This window comes from Paraburkholderia aromaticivorans, assembly GCF_002278075.1.
Classification (GTDB): domain Bacteria; phylum Pseudomonadota; class Gammaproteobacteria; order Burkholderiales; family Burkholderiaceae; genus Paraburkholderia; species Paraburkholderia aromaticivorans.
The window spans coordinates 1,227,507-1,243,054 of the sequence record NZ_CP022990.1 but is presented as its reverse complement, the minus strand read 5'-3'; the positions used below and the strand labels follow the sequence as shown (position 1 = coordinate 1,243,054).

The window sequence follows — 15,548 nt, the reverse complement described above, 5'->3', positions numbered from 1 at the left end:
GCCGTCCCATATCGGTTAGCCGGTTTCCGCGTGCCGGACCACGAGTCGCGGCGCGCGGTTTCAATAATAGACTTAGGAGAAGTTTGTGGAGACCTCCCAACCTGCCGGCCGCTCATGGCTATGGCTGACCCTGCTGATCCCGTACATCGCGTTGTTGTGGCTGCCGTTCTATAACGACACGCGTCCGTCGTTCGCCGGCTTTCCGTTCTTCTACTGGTATCAGTTCTTGTGGGTGCCGTTGACCTCGCTACTGATTTACGTCGTGTACCGAGGTGTCAAATGAGCGAAGTGAATCCTGTGAATCCGGTTGCGATGACCGTCTTTATCGCGTTCTTCGTTCTCGTCACCGTGATCGGTTTTTTTGCCGCCCGCTGGAAGCGCGGCGATCTCACGCAATTGCATGAATGGGGCCTCGGCGGCCGCCAGTTCGGCACGGTCATTTCGTGGTTCCTCGTGGGCGGCGACTTCTATACCGCTTATACGGTGATCGCCGTGCCCGCGCTGGTTTATTCGGTGGGCGCGTATGGCTTCTTTGCGTTGCCGTACACGATCATCGTCTACCCGTTCGTGTTCGCGGTGATGCCGAAACTGTGGAAGATCGCGCACGCGAAAAACCACATCACGGCAGCGGACTACGTGCAGGGCGAGTACGGCGGCAAGTGGTTCCCGGCAGCGGTCGCCTTGACCGGCATTGTCGCGACAATGCCGTATATCGCGCTGCAACTGGTGGGCATGCAGGTCGTGATCAAGGGGCTCGGCGTGACCGGCGAAATGCCGCTGATCGTCGCCTTCGTGATTCTCGCGCTCTACACTTATGCGAGCGGCCTGCGGGCACCGGCCATGATCGCGTTCGTCAAGGACATCATGATCTATATCGTCGTGATCGCGGCGGTGTGGCTGATTCCGGCCAAGCTCGGCGGCTACGCCCATGTGTTCGACGCGGCCGATACGTACTTCAAGGCCAAGGGCGGCGCGACCGGCATCATTCTGAAGCCGACGCAATTCACCGCGTATGCGTCGCTGGCATTGGGCTCGGCGCTGGCGGCCTTCATGTATCCGCACACGATGACCGCGGTGCTGTCGTCGTCGTCGGCGAATACGGTGCGCAAGAATGCGATCTTCCTGCCGGCGTACACGTTGCTGCTGGGTCTGATCGCGTTGCTCGGCTATATGGCGATTGCGGCCGGCGTGCATGTGAAGTCGGCTTCGGACATGGTGCCGGCGCTCTTCAATACGCTGTTCCCGTCGTGGTTCGTCGGCTTCGCGGCGGCGGCGATTGCGATCAGCGCGCTGGTGCCCGCGGCCATCATGTCGATCGGCGCGGCCAATCTGTTCACGCGCAATTTGTGGCGTCCGCTGGTTTCGCCGAACATCTCGCCTGAGGGCGAGGCTTCCACGGCGAAGATCGTTTCGCTCGTCGTGAAGTTCGGCGCGCTGCTGTTCATCGTGTTCCTGCCGACGCAGTATGCGATCGACCTGCAACTGCTGGGCGGCGTGTGGATTCTGCAGATCTTCCCGGCGATCGTGTTCTCGTTGTACACGCGTCGTTTGAATACGCAGGGCCTGTTCCTCGGCTGGCTGCTCGGGATTGTGATCGGCACCGGGCTGGCGATTTCCCAAGGCCTCAAGCCGGTGTTCGCGCTGCATGTCGGCGATGCGGTATATCCGGTCTATATCGGCTTGATCGCGCTGGTGGCGAACATCGTCGTGAGCTTCGTCGTGTCGGTGCTGTCGCCGCGCAGAGTGGCCGTGACTGCCTGACGGATCGATGGCCAGGTAAAAGAACGCCGCGAACGTTGCTGTTCGCGGCTTTTTTTTGCGTGTGCTGGTGGGCCAGCAAGGCGCCCATGTTTGTCAGACGCGGGCGCAAGCATGCAAAAACGCAGCGCAGACCTTGCTCTGACGCCAGGTGCTCTGCGCCGCGCACGAGCGCACCTCGAGCCGCGCGTCAGCCGCTAAACCAGTATCTCCACCGAATGCGTCGCGCGGAGCGTGTCCGGCGTGCGTGCCCATGACTCGTCGCGGATCGTATCGATCAGGCAGTCGATAAAGCACCTCGCCGCCGCGTCGGATGGCTGGCCGGCGCGCGTAATGATCCCCACCGTCGACTCGTCGAGCTGCTCCCGCACGGGGATCGCGCATAAGCCGTCGCGGGCGGCGCACAATTCGATGAGCGGCCATGGAAAGATGCTGACCATGTCCATGCGGTTGAGCAGCGGCAGCGCGACCGTCAGCGAGTGAAGAAAGTGAATGCTGCGCGGCGCGGGCAAGCCGTGCCGCGAGAACATCCTGTACGGCGCCTGTCCGTCTGTTTCAGGGTCCAGCGCGACGAGCCAGTCGACATCGAGCAGCTCGGCAAGCGACCGGCTGTTCGCCCGCGGATGATCCTGCCGCGCGACGATGGCGAGGCTCGAAGAAAACAGTGGCCGGTAACTGAACTCGCCATTAGCCGTCCCCGGCGTTTGCCGGCCGACGTAGATGTCAAGGCTGCCGTCGCGCAAGCGCGGGTTGGCGATTGCGAGCAAGCCTTCGAAGACCTCCAGCTGGATGCCCGGCATTCTTTCGCGAAAACGTGCTACCGCCTCGGGGAGAAACGTCATCGCAACCCATGCCGTCACGGCGATCGAGAGGCGCCCGCGCAGATCGCCCCGCAGCGCGTCGACGGCCTGATGCGCGCGCGTCATCTGCGCGACGATGAGCCTCGCATGGGCGAGCAGTGTCTGCCCGCATTCTGTCAGTGTCACGCCCGACGAAGTGCGGGCGACGAGCTGCATCCGTAGGTTTTCTTCCAGGTACTGAAGACTTTGAGTGACGGCAGCGGGCGAGGAATTGAGCAGCCTCGCGGCCCCGCGGACGCTGCCCGCGTCCGCAATGGCGACAAGCGCACGTAACTGGTGAATTTTCATTTGATTGTATGTTTTGTGCGGCGTGCGGCAAGGTGTTCACCTTTGCTTTACGCGTTCACTCGGACGACCCGTTTGCGCGCGGACGATGCCGGGATATCGTGGCGGCACTGCCACGACTTCCAGCACCGAGCCGTTCACGCCGAGCAGCCGACCCAAGTCTCCAGGCTCCGATTCTATAGGTTAATTCGGTATGTGCATCGGCGAGAGTCACTCATGCACGATGGCCCGAGGAGTCGATGCAGCTACGATCGACCACCCCTTTCCGGCCGTTTTTCCCGGGCGAAGTATAAGAACTGGAGTGCAAAGATGACTCACCCTGCGACCATTGCCCGCATGCAAGTGTGTGCAAGCGATTCAGTCTCCCGTTCGCCTCATGACGAAGCCGAACTTCCTATGCGCCGCGGCGCTAGTAACGTCCAGCTGGACGCCGTTCACCACGCGGGCTATGCGTTGGTATTGGACTCGCTCACCCGCTTGCACAATCGCGTCTACATCGCGCAATGTCTTCAGCAATTGCTGAAGTCGCAGCGCGCAGCTCGCGTCGCCGTCCTGTTCGTCAATCTGGATGGCTTCGGCAAGATCAACGATCTCGGCGGTTACGATCTCGGCGACTACGTCTTGCGCGACGTCGCGAGCCGGCTGGCCGGCTTGATCGGTGGACGTGGTTTGCTGGGGCGCATCGGTGGCGACGGCTTCCTTATCGTCATCGACGACCGCGGCAATCCCCTGACTATCGGTGGCTTCGCACAGCAGATTTTCGAGCTTTTCAAAACGCCGTTCGAAGTCGCGGAGGGTGAGTACTACGTGGGCGTCGCGATCGGCATCGCCCGCTCCGACGATGAAGCTTGCGATGCGTCCGCGCTGATTCGCGACGCGGGCCTCGCGATGCATCACGCAAAGCAGTGCGGCCGCAGCCGCGCGCATTTTTTCACGGCGCAGATGCAGTGCGAGTTGCAACGACGCTTCAAGGTCGAGGCGTTGTTGCGCCGCGCGCTGGGCGCGGGTGAACTGAGGCTCGTTTATCAACCGATAGTCGACAGTGCTTCGGGTGAGACGGTGGGCGCGGAGGCGCTGCTGCGTTGGACCAGCAGCGAGTTGGGCGACGTCGCGCCCGCCGAGTTCATACCGGTTGCCGAGGAAGCCGGTCTGATGGAGAGTATCGGCGACTGGGTGGTGGAACAGGCTTGCGCCCAGGCCGGGCAATGGCGCTGGAGCCTTGCGCCGCATCTGGCTGTCTCCGTCAACATTTCGCCGCGCCAGTTCGACGAACGTTTCGTGCGGCACGTTGCCGCGTGCCTTGAGCGCAGCGGACTCGCTGCATCAGCGCTGCAACTGGAAATCACGGAAAGCGTGTTGATGCCGGATGATCCAGCGGTTTCGGCGACCATGGCGGCGCTTGCGAAGCTTGGCGTCAAGCTCTCCATCGACGACTTCGGTACGGGTTATGCGTCGCTGTCCTATCTGAAGCGCTTTGCTTTGCACAACCTGAAGATCGATCGCTCTTTCGTCGAAGGCTTGCCGCACGATCACGATTCGGCTGCGATCGCGCACTCGCTCGTGGCGATGGCGCACGCCTTCGGCTTGACGGCGACAGCCGAGGGCGTGGAAACGCACGAACAGGCAACGGCCCTGTTCGAGATGGGCTGCGACATGCTGCAGGGTTACTTCTTCAGTCGTCCGGCCGACGCGGCGGAGTTCGGCCGCGCGCTGTCGGACGCCGACCTCGGCAGTAAATGGTGCGCCGTGCGCCCGAGCGATGCTTAACGATCGACACGCTGCTGCCACTGGGCCGGATATCGATCGCCCGCCACTTCGATATCCCGCAGCGCGGTTTCAATAGCCGTCAGATCATCAGCCGACAGTTCGACCGCGGCCGCGCCAATGTTTTCCTCCAGCCGATGCAGCTTGGTCGTCCCCGGAATCGGCACGATCCACGGCTTTTGCGCGAGCAACCAGGCCAGCGCGATCTGCGCGCGCGTGGCGCCCCTCGCGTCGGCGAGCCGGCCCAGCACTTCGACGAGACCCGCGTTGGCTTGGCGGTTCTCTTCGGAGAAGCGCGGCACGAGGTTGCGGAAGTCGGTGGAGTCGAAGGTCGTGCTCGCGTCGATCGCGCCGGTCAGGAAGCCCTTGCCGAGCGGGCTGAACGGCACGAAGCCGATGCCCAATTCCTCGAGCGTGGGCAGCACCTTTTGCTCGGGCTCGCGCCACCACAACGAATACTCGCTTTGCAACGCGGCCACCGGCTGCACGGCGTGCGCGCGGCGGATCGACTGCGCGCCGGCCTCGGACAGGCCGAAATGCTTCACCTTGCCTTCCCGGATCAGGTCCTTGACCGTGCCGGCCACCTCTTCGATCGGCACGTTCGGATCGACGCGATGCTGGTAGAAAAGATCGATGCGATCGGTCTTGAGGCGTTTGAGCGATGCCTCGGCGACGGCACGGATACGCTCGGGCCGGCTGTCATTCGGTTTCTTCGAATCGCCGTCCTGAAAGCCGAACTTGGTGGCGATCACGATCTGGTCACGAAACGGCGCCACGGCTTCGCCGACCAGTTCCTCGTTGATGAACGGTCCATAGCACTCGGCGGTGTCGAAGAACGTCACACCCTGCTCGAAAGCGGACTGAATCAGTTTGATGCTCGCGGCTTTCTCCGTGGCGGGGCCGTAGCCGAAGCTCAAACCCATGCAGCCGAGACCGATTGCGGACACTTCGAGGCCACTATTGCCCAGTTTGCGTTTTTGCACGTCCTTTCTCCTTTGCGGATGTTGCCCGCGTCGCTCTGCCGCCGGTAGGGCAGACACGTCGAGCGATGTTCATGGGCCTCAAGCTTAAGCAGATGTGTGTCGCTCAACAATCCGGCTAGAATCGCAAGGGGTTATGAGGGGAATTCATTTATGTTGCGCGCCGGTCTGTCCGAACTCACTGCTTTCGTCGCCATTGCTCACCAGCGCAGCTTCAGCGCGGCGGCCCGCACGCTGGGCGTGTCGCCCTCGGCGCTCAGCCACGCCATGCGCGGGCTCGAGGCGCGTCTCGACGTGCGGCTGTTCAACCGCACGACCCGTTCGGTGGCGTTGACCGAGGCGGGCGAACAGCTCCTGCGGCGCGTCGGGCCGGCCATCGCCGATCTCGAAGACGCCGTGAACGAGGCGGCCTCCGCGCGCAATCGTCCGTCGGGCTCGATCCGGATCAGCGCGTCCGAATCCGCGGCCCGGCCGCTGGTTCAGCAGGTCTTGCCTGGTTTCCTCGCGACATACCCGGACATTCACGTGGAATTCGTGGTGGACACGCGGCTGGTGGACATCGTGGCCGATGGTTTCGACGCGGGCATTCGTGTCTTGCAGGACGTGCCGCGCGACATGATCGCCACCCGGTTCGGCCCTGACATGCGGTTCATCGCCGTGGCCTCGCCGGATTACATCGCGCGTCACGGCGAACCGCAAGCGCCGCACGATCTCGCGCAGCACCGCTGTATCCGCTTCCGCTTCGATAGCGGCGCGCTCTACCGATGGGACCTCGAATATCGCGGCAAAAGCGCCAGCCTCGATGTCGACGGGCCGATGACGCTGGGCAATCTGAACCTGATGGTCGAGGCGGCGCTGGCCGGCATCGGCATTGCCTGGGTGACGGACCAGCTGGCCGCGGACCATCTGGCTTCGGGCCGGCTCGTGCAGTTGCTGGCCGAATGGAGTCCTTCGTTTCCGGGGCTGTGCCTGTATTACCCCGCCAATCGCCATCCACCCACCGCACTGCGGCTGTTCGCGCAGGCGGTGCGGGAGTGGGCGAGCGGCGAGGCGTGCCGTTAGAAGCGCTCCACGCTGAACGGCCGCGAGTCCACTACGGTGGCTTCGCCGGTCATCATTTCGGCGATCAGGCGCCCGGTGATCGGGCCTAGCGTCAGCCCATGATGCGCATGGCCGAACGCGAACCACAGGCCGTCGTGTTTGCGCGCGGGCCCGATGATCGGCATCATGTCCGGCGTGCACGGGCGCCGGCCCATCCAGGGTTCGTCGTCGAGACGCTGGCCCAACGGAAATAGCGCGCGGGCGGCCGGCTCGACGGCGGCAAGCTGGGTCGGTGTTTTCGGCGCGTCGAGGTGGGCGATTTCCGCACCCGTCGTCAAGCGGATGCCGCGTGCCATCGGCGCCAGCACGTAGCCGTTCTGCGCATCGAGCACCGGGTGATGCAGCCGGGCGCTCCCCTGCGGCGCGTAGTGCATGTGGTATCCGCGCTTGACCGCCAGCGGCAGGTGGTAACCCAGCCGCGCGCTCGCACGCTCCGACCACGGCCCGAGCGCCACGACCGCGGAGGATGCCGAGATCGTTCCTTGCTCCGTATCGACCTGCCAGCCATCGCGTAGCGTGTCCGCATCGCCGATAAAGAACCGTCCGCCCAGCGCTTCGAAATATTTCGCGTATGCGGTGACGAGTGCGTTCGGGTCGCTCACGGAATCGGATTGCGGATAGCGCACGCCGCCGACCAGCGTCTTGTCGAGATCGGGCTCGATCTGCTGCAGGCGGCCGGCGTCGAGTGTTTCGAACTCGATGTCGTATTCCCGATGCCACTGTTCGGCAGCGCGCATCTCCTTGTCCCGGACCGCTTCGGTGCGAAACACCTTCATCCAGCCGATCGGGCGCAGTAACGCGCTCGCGCCGGCCTCGGCGGCGAGCGCTCGATGTTCGCTCACGCAGTGCTCGATCAGCGTGGCGTACGACTTCGCAATTTCCGCGTGCCGCGCCGGGTGAGAGTTGCGCCAGTATTGCCACAGGAACGGCGCTGCCTTGAAGATGGCGTCGGCATGGTAGCGAACGTCCGGCGACTGATTGCGCGCATAGCGAAGCAACGTGCCGAACCCGCGAGGAAAAGCATAGGGATAAACGCCCTCGCGCTGGATCAGCCCGGCATTGCCGAACGAGGTCTCATTGCCGGGCAGCCTGCGATCGACCAACGCGACCTGGCGGCCGCGCTTTTGCAGATGCAAGGCGACGCACACGCCGACAATGCCCGCCCCGAGCACAACGGTATCGAATTTCATTCTATTGACGTGCCTCGCCTGAAGTCACTTTGTTCGAAGATGTCCCCGCTCCGCCGACCGGCAGTCGGGTCGCGCAGCGCCGTCCACAGGCGCGTTAAAGCGCGCGTTCATCTTACATGGAGTCGTCCGCATGGCAGGGCGAAGCCGGCATGGAACACGGGATGCGCGAGAACCTTCCGGCGAGCGGGCGCGCGTCGCTTCAGCAGGTGCGCAACCGGCCGCAGCGGCGCGGGGGAAAGGCCGTTGGGAGGGGCGTTCGCGACGTTGAAATACCGTTCATGCAGCGGCGACGGATCGCCCGGTCGCCTCCCCGGTCCCGTCACCGTGTAAACTGCTGACTTTTTTGACTCCGGTGGTATGTTGCAAGCCCCCCAGCGCACCGCGCTCAGCGGCCCGGCGCTCGTTCGCCTACTGGCGCGCCTCGCGGATGCCGACGTCCCCGAATCTAGGCAATCGCTCTCGGACCGGCTCAGCCAATGGCTCGGCTGGACCGACGCCATTGCGCTGTCCTCGGCGCTGAACGGCAATCCGCCCGCCGTCGCCGCCGGCGCGCGAGCCTTCGGCAGCGCCGAAGAGGCCGACTACGTCCGCGCGCGCAGCTCGCTGGCGAAGGCCATCACGGGCGATAGCGTGTTCGCCGCCGCGCGGCGGCACGGGCACGCGTCCTCGGGCGGCGCGCCCACGGAGCCCGCGGCCGACTACGCGGTGTTTCGTCAGCGCTATCTTGCCATCCAGCAGTCGATGGAAACGGGCATCGGCAATCTGCGCGGCCGGCTGCGAGCCATGCTGGCGGCCAGAACGCCTGCCATGGCGCGCCTCGCGGTGGTCGACGCGGTGATGGAGCGGGCGTTGAGCGAGCGCGAGCGCAATCTGCTCGCTGCCGTGCCCGTGCTGCTCGCTGGACATTTCGAGCGCTTGCGCGGGGCCGAGCAGGCGGCGCTGGCCGCCGCCGAGGCCGCGGGCGACACCGCCAGCGACGCCTCCGGCAACGCAGCGGCCCTCACGCCGGGCGCATGGCTGAACCTGTTCCGCAAGGATATGCAGAGCGTGTTGCTTGCCGAACTGGATATTCGTTTACAACCGGTCGAAGGGTTGCTCGCCGCCCTTCGCGCCAGCTAACTGGGACACTATGTCCAGATATCGTATTGATCTCGTTGTGTTTCTGGCAGGTCTGGCCGCTGTGTGCTGGATCGCCGCCGGCTACCTTGGTTCGAACCCGCTGGCGCTGGCCGTCACCTTATTGATCGGCGCTTGCTACGTGGCGGGCGCGCTCGAGCTGCACCGCTACCGCGAGGCTACCGGCACGCTGACGCGCGCCGTCGCGGGGCTGTCCGCGCCGCCGCTGGGCCTCGGCGCCTGGCTCGAACCCTTGCATCCCAGCCTGCGTAATCCGGTGCGCCTGCGCGTCGAGGGTGAGCGCGTGGCTTTGCCGGGGCCGGCGCTGACGCCTTATCTCGTCGGCTTGCTGGTGCTGCTGGGCATGCTGGGCACGCTGCTCGGCATGGTGGCCACTCTGCGCGGCACCGGCATGGCGCTGGAAAGCGCCACCGACCTGCAGGCGATCCGCGCCTCGCTGGCCGCGCCGGTCAAGGGGCTGGGCTTTGCGTTCGGCACCTCGATTGCGGGCGTGGCGAGCTCCGCCATGCTCGGACTGTTGTCCGCGTTGTGCCGGCGCGAGCGCCTGCAGGCGGCGCAGATGCTCGACGTGAAGATCGCCACGACGCTGCGCATCTACTCGCAGACCCATCAGCGCGAAGAAGCCTTCAGGCTGCTGCAGCGTCAGGCCGAGGTGATGCCGACGCTGGTCGACCGCCTGCAGACGATGATGACGGCCATCGAGCAGCAGAGCCTCGCCTTGAACGAGCGGCAGCTCGGCAGCCAGGAGGCTTTCCACGCGAGGGCCGAGGCCACTTACACGCGCCTCGCCGGCTCGGTCGAGCAGTCGTTGAAGGCCAGCGTGGCGGACAGCACGCGCGCCGCCGGCGCGGCGTTGCAGCCGGTCATGGAAGCCACGATGGCCGGCCTCGCGCGCGAAACGGCCGCGTTGCACGAGACCGTCACGCACGCCGTGCAGCGGCAACTGGACGGCCTGTCGAGCGGCTTCGAGGCGAGCACCGCGACCGTCGCGGAGCTCTGGAACAAGGCATTGGCGGGACATCAGCGTTCGAGCGAAGAACTGGCGCAGCGCCTGCGCGCCTCGCTGGATCGCTTCACCGAGACTTTCGAGCAACGCTCGGCCGGTTTGCTCGACGGCGTGGCCGCACGGCTGGAAAGCGCCGCGGGCGGCGTATCGCAGGCCTGGAACGAGGCGCTGTCGCGCCAGGAAAACGTCGGCGAGAAGCTCGCGGCCAGCAACCAGCAAGCCTTGGCGGCGGCCGCCGCGACCTTCGAGCAGCACGCGGCGTCGCTGCTGCGCGGCGTGGGACAGTCGCACGCGGACTTGCAGACCGGATTGGCCTCGAAGGACGAACAGCGGCTCGCCGTCTGGACCGAGGCGCTCGGCGCGATGGCGGCGACGTTGAGCAAGGAATGGGAACAGTCGGGCGCGCGCACCGCGGACCGTCAGCAGCAAATCTGCGAGACGCTGGCGCAAACGGCGCGCGACATCTCGGCTCAGACGCAGGCGCATGCGAGCAACACGATTGCCGAGATCGAGCGGCTCGTTCAGGCCGCAGCGGAAGCGCCGAAGGCCGCGGCGAACCTGCAGGCCGAGTTGGTCTCGCGGGATCAGCAGAGGCTGGCAGCCTGGACCGAGGCGCTCGGCGCGATGGCCGCGACGTTGAGCAAGGAGTGGGAGCAGGCGGGCGCGCGCACCGCGAGCCGCCAGCAGGAAATCTGCGAGACGCTGGCGCAAACCGCGCGCGATATTTCGGCCCAGACACAGGCGCACGCGAGCGGCACGATTGCCGAGATCGGCCAACTCGTGCAGGCGGCTTCGGAAGCACCCAAGGCCGCCGCCGAGGTCGTCGCCGAACTGCGCCAGAAGCTCTCCGACAGCATGGTGCGCGACACCGCGATGCTGGAGGAGCGCAGCCGCTTGCTGGCAACGCTGGAAACCCTGCTGGATGCCGTCAACCATGCGTCGACCGAGCAGCGCACGGCCGTCGACGCGCTCGTCGCCACTTCGGCGGATTTGCTGGAGCGCGTGGGGACGCGCTTTACCGACAGGCTCGAACTCGAAACCGGCAAGCTGGGCTCGGTGGCCGCGCAAGTCACCGGCAGCGCCGTCGAAGTGGCGAGCCTCGGCGAAGCGTTCGGCGCCGCCGTGCAAGTGTTCGGCGAGTCGAACGACAAGCTCGTCACGCATCTGCAGCGTATCGAAACCGCGCTCGACAAATCCCTCGCGCGCAGCGACGAACAGCTTGCGTATTACGTGGCGCAAGCGCGGGAAGTCATCGACCTGAGCGTGATGTCGCAGAAGCAGATCGTCGAAGACCTGCAGCAGCTCGCCGGCCGGCGCGCGCCAGCCGGAGCTGAAGCGGCATGAGCGAGGACATCGACGGCGGCGTGGAGCAGGTCGCGCCGATCTGGCCGGTTTTCGGCGACCTGATGTCGGTGCTGCTCGGCGCCTTCGTGTTGATACTGGTGGGCGTCATAGGCGTGCAACTGGAGCTGTCGAACAAGCTGGAGCAGGAGGTCAAGCAGCGTCAGCTCGAAACGCAGCGCCGCAAGACGCTGGAGCAGGCGCTCGCCGGCCCGCTGGCAGCCGGGCGCGTGACGCTGGTGAATGGCCGCATCGGCATCAGCGGCAATGTGCTGTTCGCGCTGAACTCCGCGCAATTGCAGCCGCAAGGCCGGGATCTGCTCAAGAGTCTGGCCGGGCCGCTGTCCGCGTATCTCGGCGCCAATGACGAAATCCTGATGGTGAGCGGCTTTACCGACGACCAGCGCTTGCGCGAAGGCAACCGTCGCTTTGCCGACAACTGGGAGCTGTCGGCGCAGCGCGCATTGACGGTCACGCGCGCATTGATCGACGACGGCGTGCCCGCCTCGTCGCTCTTTGCCGCCGCGTTCGGTTCCGGGCAACCCGTGAGTTCGAATGCGGACGAGCAGGGACGCGCCAAAAACCGGCGCGTGGAAATCGCGCCGGTTCCACGGCCGTCGACCTCGCCGGGGAAGCCTCGTGAGTAATGGTGATAGCGATCCGGCAAGCGCAGCCCGTGCGACGCTCGACGCGTGGCGCGAGCGCGGCGCCGACCGGGTGGATCCGGTGCGCTTCCATTTCATCGAGGCGCTGGCGCGGCGCGCGGCCGGGCACAGCGGCGAGGCGCGACGGATTCTGGATGACCGGCTGGCCGGTCTGCTGGAGGCCTATGCCGGGCAGATCGAGGGCGCGACACCTCCGGCTGACAGCGGCGACGCCGGTGCCCGCCCAGACAGCTCGGCGTTAGCAGACGAGCCCGCTCAAGAAACACTGAAGAGCCTGGTCGACGCCATCGCGCGTCAACATGTCCTCGCGACGCTCGGCTCGCCGCGATCCGCCACGTACCCGGAACTCGCGGAACTCGATTACTTCAGGGAAGTCTGGTCCAAAGTCCGCACCGAGAAGCAGATGCGGCAATCGCTGGAGCAGGTGCCCGGCAACGCCGGTCCGCTCAACTCGAGCAGTCTCGTACACCGGGCGCTCTCGCTGATGCGCGAAGTGTCGCCGGGCTATCTGAAGCAGTTCCTCTCCTATGTCGACGCCTTGTCGTGGATGGAACAGATCAGTGGTGGCGCGGCGCCGGCGGGTAAAGATGCGCCTCGCGCCGGCAACGCCGGCAAGAGCGCCCGCGGCAAAGCGCGCTGACGCTATTTGCGCCGGGATACGCCGGCGCTTCCTTCATCCTGGCTGGCGGCGCTCAGTCGAAATCGAACACGTCGAAAATTGAGCGCTTTTTCTTCTGCGTCCGATAGTCCGTTCGACGGTCGTCGTACCCGCGCTGGCTGTCGTGCGAGTGACCCCAGTCCCGGTGGCCCTCACGGCTCGCGCGCGTGGCGGCCGGCACCTCGTGGCTCGCCGCGTCCTGTGCGATCAGCTTGTCGAGCTCGCCGCGATCGAGCCACACGCCGCGGCAATCCGGGCAGTAGTCGACTTCGATCGAGCGGCGTTCGGTCATCAGCAGGTCGGTGGTCTTGCATACAGGGCATTTCATGGTGTCGCTCCTCAAGAGTACAAAGGCATCGAACGCTCGATCCGGCGAGCCGCCCGATCCGGAAAAAACCTTCTGGCGCTACCGGTCATTGCCCGGTGCCGAGCGCGCGCTTCGATTTCGCGCGGCGCACCAGCATGTTCATCGCCTCGACGAACGCGGAGAACGCCATCGCCACGTAGATGTAAGTCTTCGGCACGTGTGAGCCGAAACCTTCCGCGATCAGCGTCATGCCGATCACGAGCAGGAAGCTCAGTGCAAGCGTGACGATGGTAGGATTGCGATCGATGAAGCGCGACAGCGGGCTCGCTGCGAACAGCATGACCAGCACAGCGCTAATCACCGCGATGAACATGATCGGCATATGGTCCGTCATGCCGACCGCCGTGATGATGCTGTCGACCGAAAACACGATATCGAGCAACAGGATCTGGCCGATCGCGCCTGCCACGGTCAACTGCACGGTGCTGCTCGGGTTGTCGCGTTCTTCTTCGGCATGGACCACGTGGTGGTGAATCTCACGTGTGGCCTTCCAGACAAGGAACAGGCCGCCGGCCAGCAGAATCAGATCGCGCCACGAAAACGCGTGGCCGAATAGGGTGACGGCGGGAGCGGTCAACTGCGCGATCCATGCGACCGTGCCGAGCAGACCCAACCGCAGCACGAGCGCGAGCATGATGCCGAGGCGCTGCGTGCGTGCGCGTTGCGCTTGCGGCAGCTTGTTGCTGAGGATCGAGATGAAGATCAGGTTGTCGATGCCGAGCACGATTTCCATCACGACCAGTGTGAGGAGCGCTGCCCATGCGGCGGGGTCGGTAACGAGTGTGAGCAGGAAGTCCATGGTGTCGGTAGGTGAATAGAGGCGGGTAACGTTGGAATAGCGTCATGATCGTCCTCTCGGCATTTCGGATAAATCAGTGATACGCTGATCGACATATCGGTTTTTTCGAAGTGTTCAACCATGCTCAACTACCGCCACCTGTACTATTTCTGGATCGTCGTGAAGGAGGGCGGCTTTGCGCGCGCGGCCGAGCGGCTCGACATGGCGGTTCAGACCATCAGCGCGCAAGTGCGTGAGCTGGAAAAATCGATCGGTCGGCAATTGCTGAAGCCGGCGGGGCGCGGCGTCACGATGACGGAAGCCGGCGAAACGGCGTTCAATCGCGCGGAGCAGATTTTTCAGCTCGGCGAAGCGCTGCTCGACGACATGCGCGAGGCGGGCGGCGAAGGCGTGGCGCGGCTCGCCGTCGGGCTTTCCGACGGCATTTCAAAGCTCGCGGCGCACGCGCTGCTGGCGCCGGTGCTCGGCACGCCGTCGCTCAGGTTGTTGTGTCACGAGGGCGAGCACGCGGAGTTGATGTCGGAGCTCGCCTTGCACCGGCTCGATCTCGTGCTCGCTTGCCAGCCGGCGCCGCACAATGCCGACTTGCGCGTGTTGAGCCAGCGCCTCGCCGGCTCGCCGGTGGATTGGTACGGGCCGACCGAGATCGTCCGCAAATCCGCGCGCGCGGGCTTTCCACAATGCCTCGCGGAGGTGCCTCTGCTGCTGCCCACCCGGCACGCCGCCTTGCGCGCGAGGCTCGACCGCTGGTTCGAATCGCAGGGCATCCGGCCACGCATCGTCGGCGAATTCGAGGACAGCGCGTTGATGGCGGTGTTCGCCGCGCGTGGCCTCGGCGTGTTTCCGCTCGCGGAACTGGGCGCGGAAGACCTGTCGCTGCTGCGGGGGCTGCGCTGGCTCGGCCGCGCGGACGGCGTGATCGAAGAGATCCATGCCATCCGCTCGCGTCGCGGCCAGCATCACGGGCTCGCGTCTCAGGTGGTGGCCGCCGCGCGCTGATAACCGCGCAGCACGTGCGAGGGGAGACCCTGCCGTCTCGCCGCCGGCGTCAGATTGGGGCCCCACGCGTTCAATACGGCGGCAAGCAAGGCGATTTCGCTGTCCGCCAGATGGTCGTCGGCGACCGCCACGGCCACACACAGGCGAATCACCTTGCGACGCAGCGCGGGATCGTCGATCTCGTCGATCAGGCTCGTGAGCATGGCCGGATCGAGATGGCCCACCGGCGGCGCGAACGAGGGCTGGGCGACCGAGTGGTCCTCACACAGCGTCTGCACGATCTGCTCGAACTGCGCCGGCGCGAGTCCGAGTTCGCCAGCAATGTTCAATCGGTCCAGCACACGCTCTTCCGCGCTGCTGACATGGCCGTCGGAGGTGAGGGCCAACGCGACGATGCGTGCCGCGGCTTGGGGGCTGTTACGGGGATAGGTGCGCATGATCGGGTCCTTTCGCGGACAATGTCCGTAGTGAAGATGAGCCCCAGTCTGCGGCATGCCCGGGATCGGATAAACCTGTTAATTGCGAAGGGAAGGTTCGGAAAAACCGAAGCTTTCCAGTGAGCCATTTACGCTAGAGGTGATCGACGGGTTACCGGTGAGAAGTGGAGTTTTCCTGCGTTCTCACCGGAGAACCAGATG

At 65.1% G+C, this 15,548-nt stretch carries 15 protein-coding genes; 9 read left to right on the top strand and 6 right to left on the bottom strand.

What is annotated here, in order from left to right:
* The first annotated feature begins 85 nt into the window (after positions 1-85).
* Together CJU94_RS25295 and mctP are read left to right on the top strand one after the other, a co-directional pair.
* Complete coding sequence (locus CJU94_RS25295) at positions 86-283, top strand: DUF3311 domain-containing protein (protein ID WP_095421387.1); 198 nt, start codon at positions 86-88, stop codon at positions 281-283.
* A complete protein-coding gene (mctP, locus tag CJU94_RS25290) occupies positions 280-1,761 on the top strand; it encodes a monocarboxylate uptake permease MctP (RefSeq protein WP_095421386.1) in 1,482 nt (493 codons plus the stop codon). The genes CJU94_RS25295 and mctP overlap by 4 nt, the downstream gene beginning before the upstream one ends.
* Positions 1,762-1,955: 194 nt before the next feature.
* On the opposite strand, the gene CJU94_RS25285 is transcribed toward mctP, so the two are convergent.
* Positions 1,956-2,906, bottom strand: coding sequence for a LysR substrate-binding domain-containing protein (locus CJU94_RS25285; protein WP_095421385.1), 951 nt, complete (start codon positions 2,904-2,906; stop codon positions 1,956-1,958).
* A 393-nt stretch (positions 2,907-3,299) separates the two neighbouring features.
* Between CJU94_RS25285 and CJU94_RS25280 the strand changes: the two genes are divergently transcribed.
* The gene (locus CJU94_RS25280; protein ID WP_244221074.1) at positions 3,300-4,670 is read left to right on the top strand and encodes a putative bifunctional diguanylate cyclase/phosphodiesterase; all 1,371 of its coding nucleotides are present in this window, start codon (positions 3,300-3,302) and stop codon (positions 4,668-4,670) included.
* On the opposite strand, the gene CJU94_RS25275 is transcribed toward CJU94_RS25280, so the two are convergent.
* Entirely contained in the window at positions 4,667-5,650 is a 984-nt protein-coding gene (locus CJU94_RS25275; RefSeq protein ID WP_095421383.1) for an aldo/keto reductase, read from the bottom strand. The genes CJU94_RS25280 and CJU94_RS25275 overlap by 4 nt on opposite strands.
* Positions 5,651-5,800: 150 nt before the next feature.
* Between CJU94_RS25275 and CJU94_RS25270 the strand changes: the two genes are divergently transcribed.
* Positions 5,801-6,709 carry a LysR family transcriptional regulator gene (locus CJU94_RS25270; protein ID WP_095421382.1) on the top strand — a complete coding sequence of 303 codons (909 nt, stop codon included), beginning with the start codon at positions 5,801-5,803 and terminating at the stop codon, positions 6,707-6,709.
* Here CJU94_RS25270 and CJU94_RS25265 read toward each other — a convergent pair.
* Complete coding sequence (locus CJU94_RS25265; protein ID WP_095421381.1) at positions 6,706-7,938, bottom strand: NAD(P)/FAD-dependent oxidoreductase; 1,233 nt, start codon at positions 7,936-7,938, stop codon at positions 6,706-6,708. The genes CJU94_RS25270 and CJU94_RS25265 overlap by 4 nt on opposite strands.
* 357 nt (positions 7,939-8,295) lie before the next feature.
* On the opposite strand from CJU94_RS25265, the gene CJU94_RS25260 reads away from it, so the two are divergent.
* The 4 genes from CJU94_RS25260 to CJU94_RS25245 are packed head-to-tail and all read left to right on the top strand — an operon-like array spanning position 8,296 to position 12,727.
* A complete protein-coding gene (locus CJU94_RS25260) occupies positions 8,296-9,057 on the top strand; it encodes a DUF3348 domain-containing protein (protein ID WP_095421380.1) in 762 nt (253 codons plus the stop codon).
* A gap of 10 nt (positions 9,058-9,067) precedes the next feature.
* Positions 9,068-11,425 carry a DUF802 domain-containing protein gene (locus CJU94_RS25255; RefSeq protein ID WP_095421379.1) on the top strand — a complete coding sequence of 786 codons (2,358 nt, stop codon included), beginning with the start codon at positions 9,068-9,070 and terminating at the stop codon, positions 11,423-11,425.
* A complete protein-coding gene (locus tag CJU94_RS25250; RefSeq protein ID WP_095421378.1) occupies positions 11,422-12,069 on the top strand; it encodes an OmpA family protein in 648 nt (215 codons plus the stop codon). The genes CJU94_RS25255 and CJU94_RS25250 overlap by 4 nt, the downstream gene beginning before the upstream one ends.
* The gene (locus CJU94_RS25245) at positions 12,062-12,727 is read left to right on the top strand and encodes a DUF2894 domain-containing protein (protein ID WP_244221073.1); all 666 of its coding nucleotides are present in this window, start codon (positions 12,062-12,064) and stop codon (positions 12,725-12,727) included. Before CJU94_RS25250 ends, CJU94_RS25245 begins: the two co-directional genes overlap by 8 nt.
* A gap of 52 nt (positions 12,728-12,779) precedes the next feature.
* Here the strand turns inward: CJU94_RS25245 and CJU94_RS25240 are convergent, their stop codons facing one another.
* Together CJU94_RS25240 and CJU94_RS25235 are read right to left on the bottom strand one after the other, a co-directional pair.
* Complete coding sequence (locus CJU94_RS25240; RefSeq protein ID WP_095421376.1) at positions 12,780-13,073, bottom strand: TFIIB-type zinc ribbon-containing protein; 294 nt, start codon at positions 13,071-13,073, stop codon at positions 12,780-12,782.
* Between the two features lie 85 nt (positions 13,074-13,158).
* Entirely contained in the window at positions 13,159-13,911 is a 753-nt protein-coding gene (locus CJU94_RS25235; protein WP_095421375.1) for a TerC family protein, read from the bottom strand.
* Positions 13,912-14,031: 120 nt separating this feature from the next.
* On the opposite strand from CJU94_RS25235, the gene CJU94_RS25230 reads away from it, so the two are divergent.
* Positions 14,032-14,910 (top strand): LysR family transcriptional regulator, encoded by an 879-nt coding sequence (locus CJU94_RS25230; RefSeq protein WP_095421374.1) that lies wholly within the window; start codon positions 14,032-14,034, stop codon positions 14,908-14,910.
* On the opposite strand, the gene CJU94_RS25225 is transcribed toward CJU94_RS25230, so the two are convergent.
* Positions 14,886-15,347: a TerB family tellurite resistance protein gene (locus tag CJU94_RS25225; RefSeq protein ID WP_095421373.1), complete on the bottom strand. Its 462-nt coding sequence runs from the start codon at positions 15,345-15,347 to the stop codon at positions 14,886-14,888. The two genes, CJU94_RS25230 and CJU94_RS25225, sit on opposite strands and share 25 nt — an antisense overlap.
* Positions 15,348-15,548 lie beyond the last annotated feature (201 nt).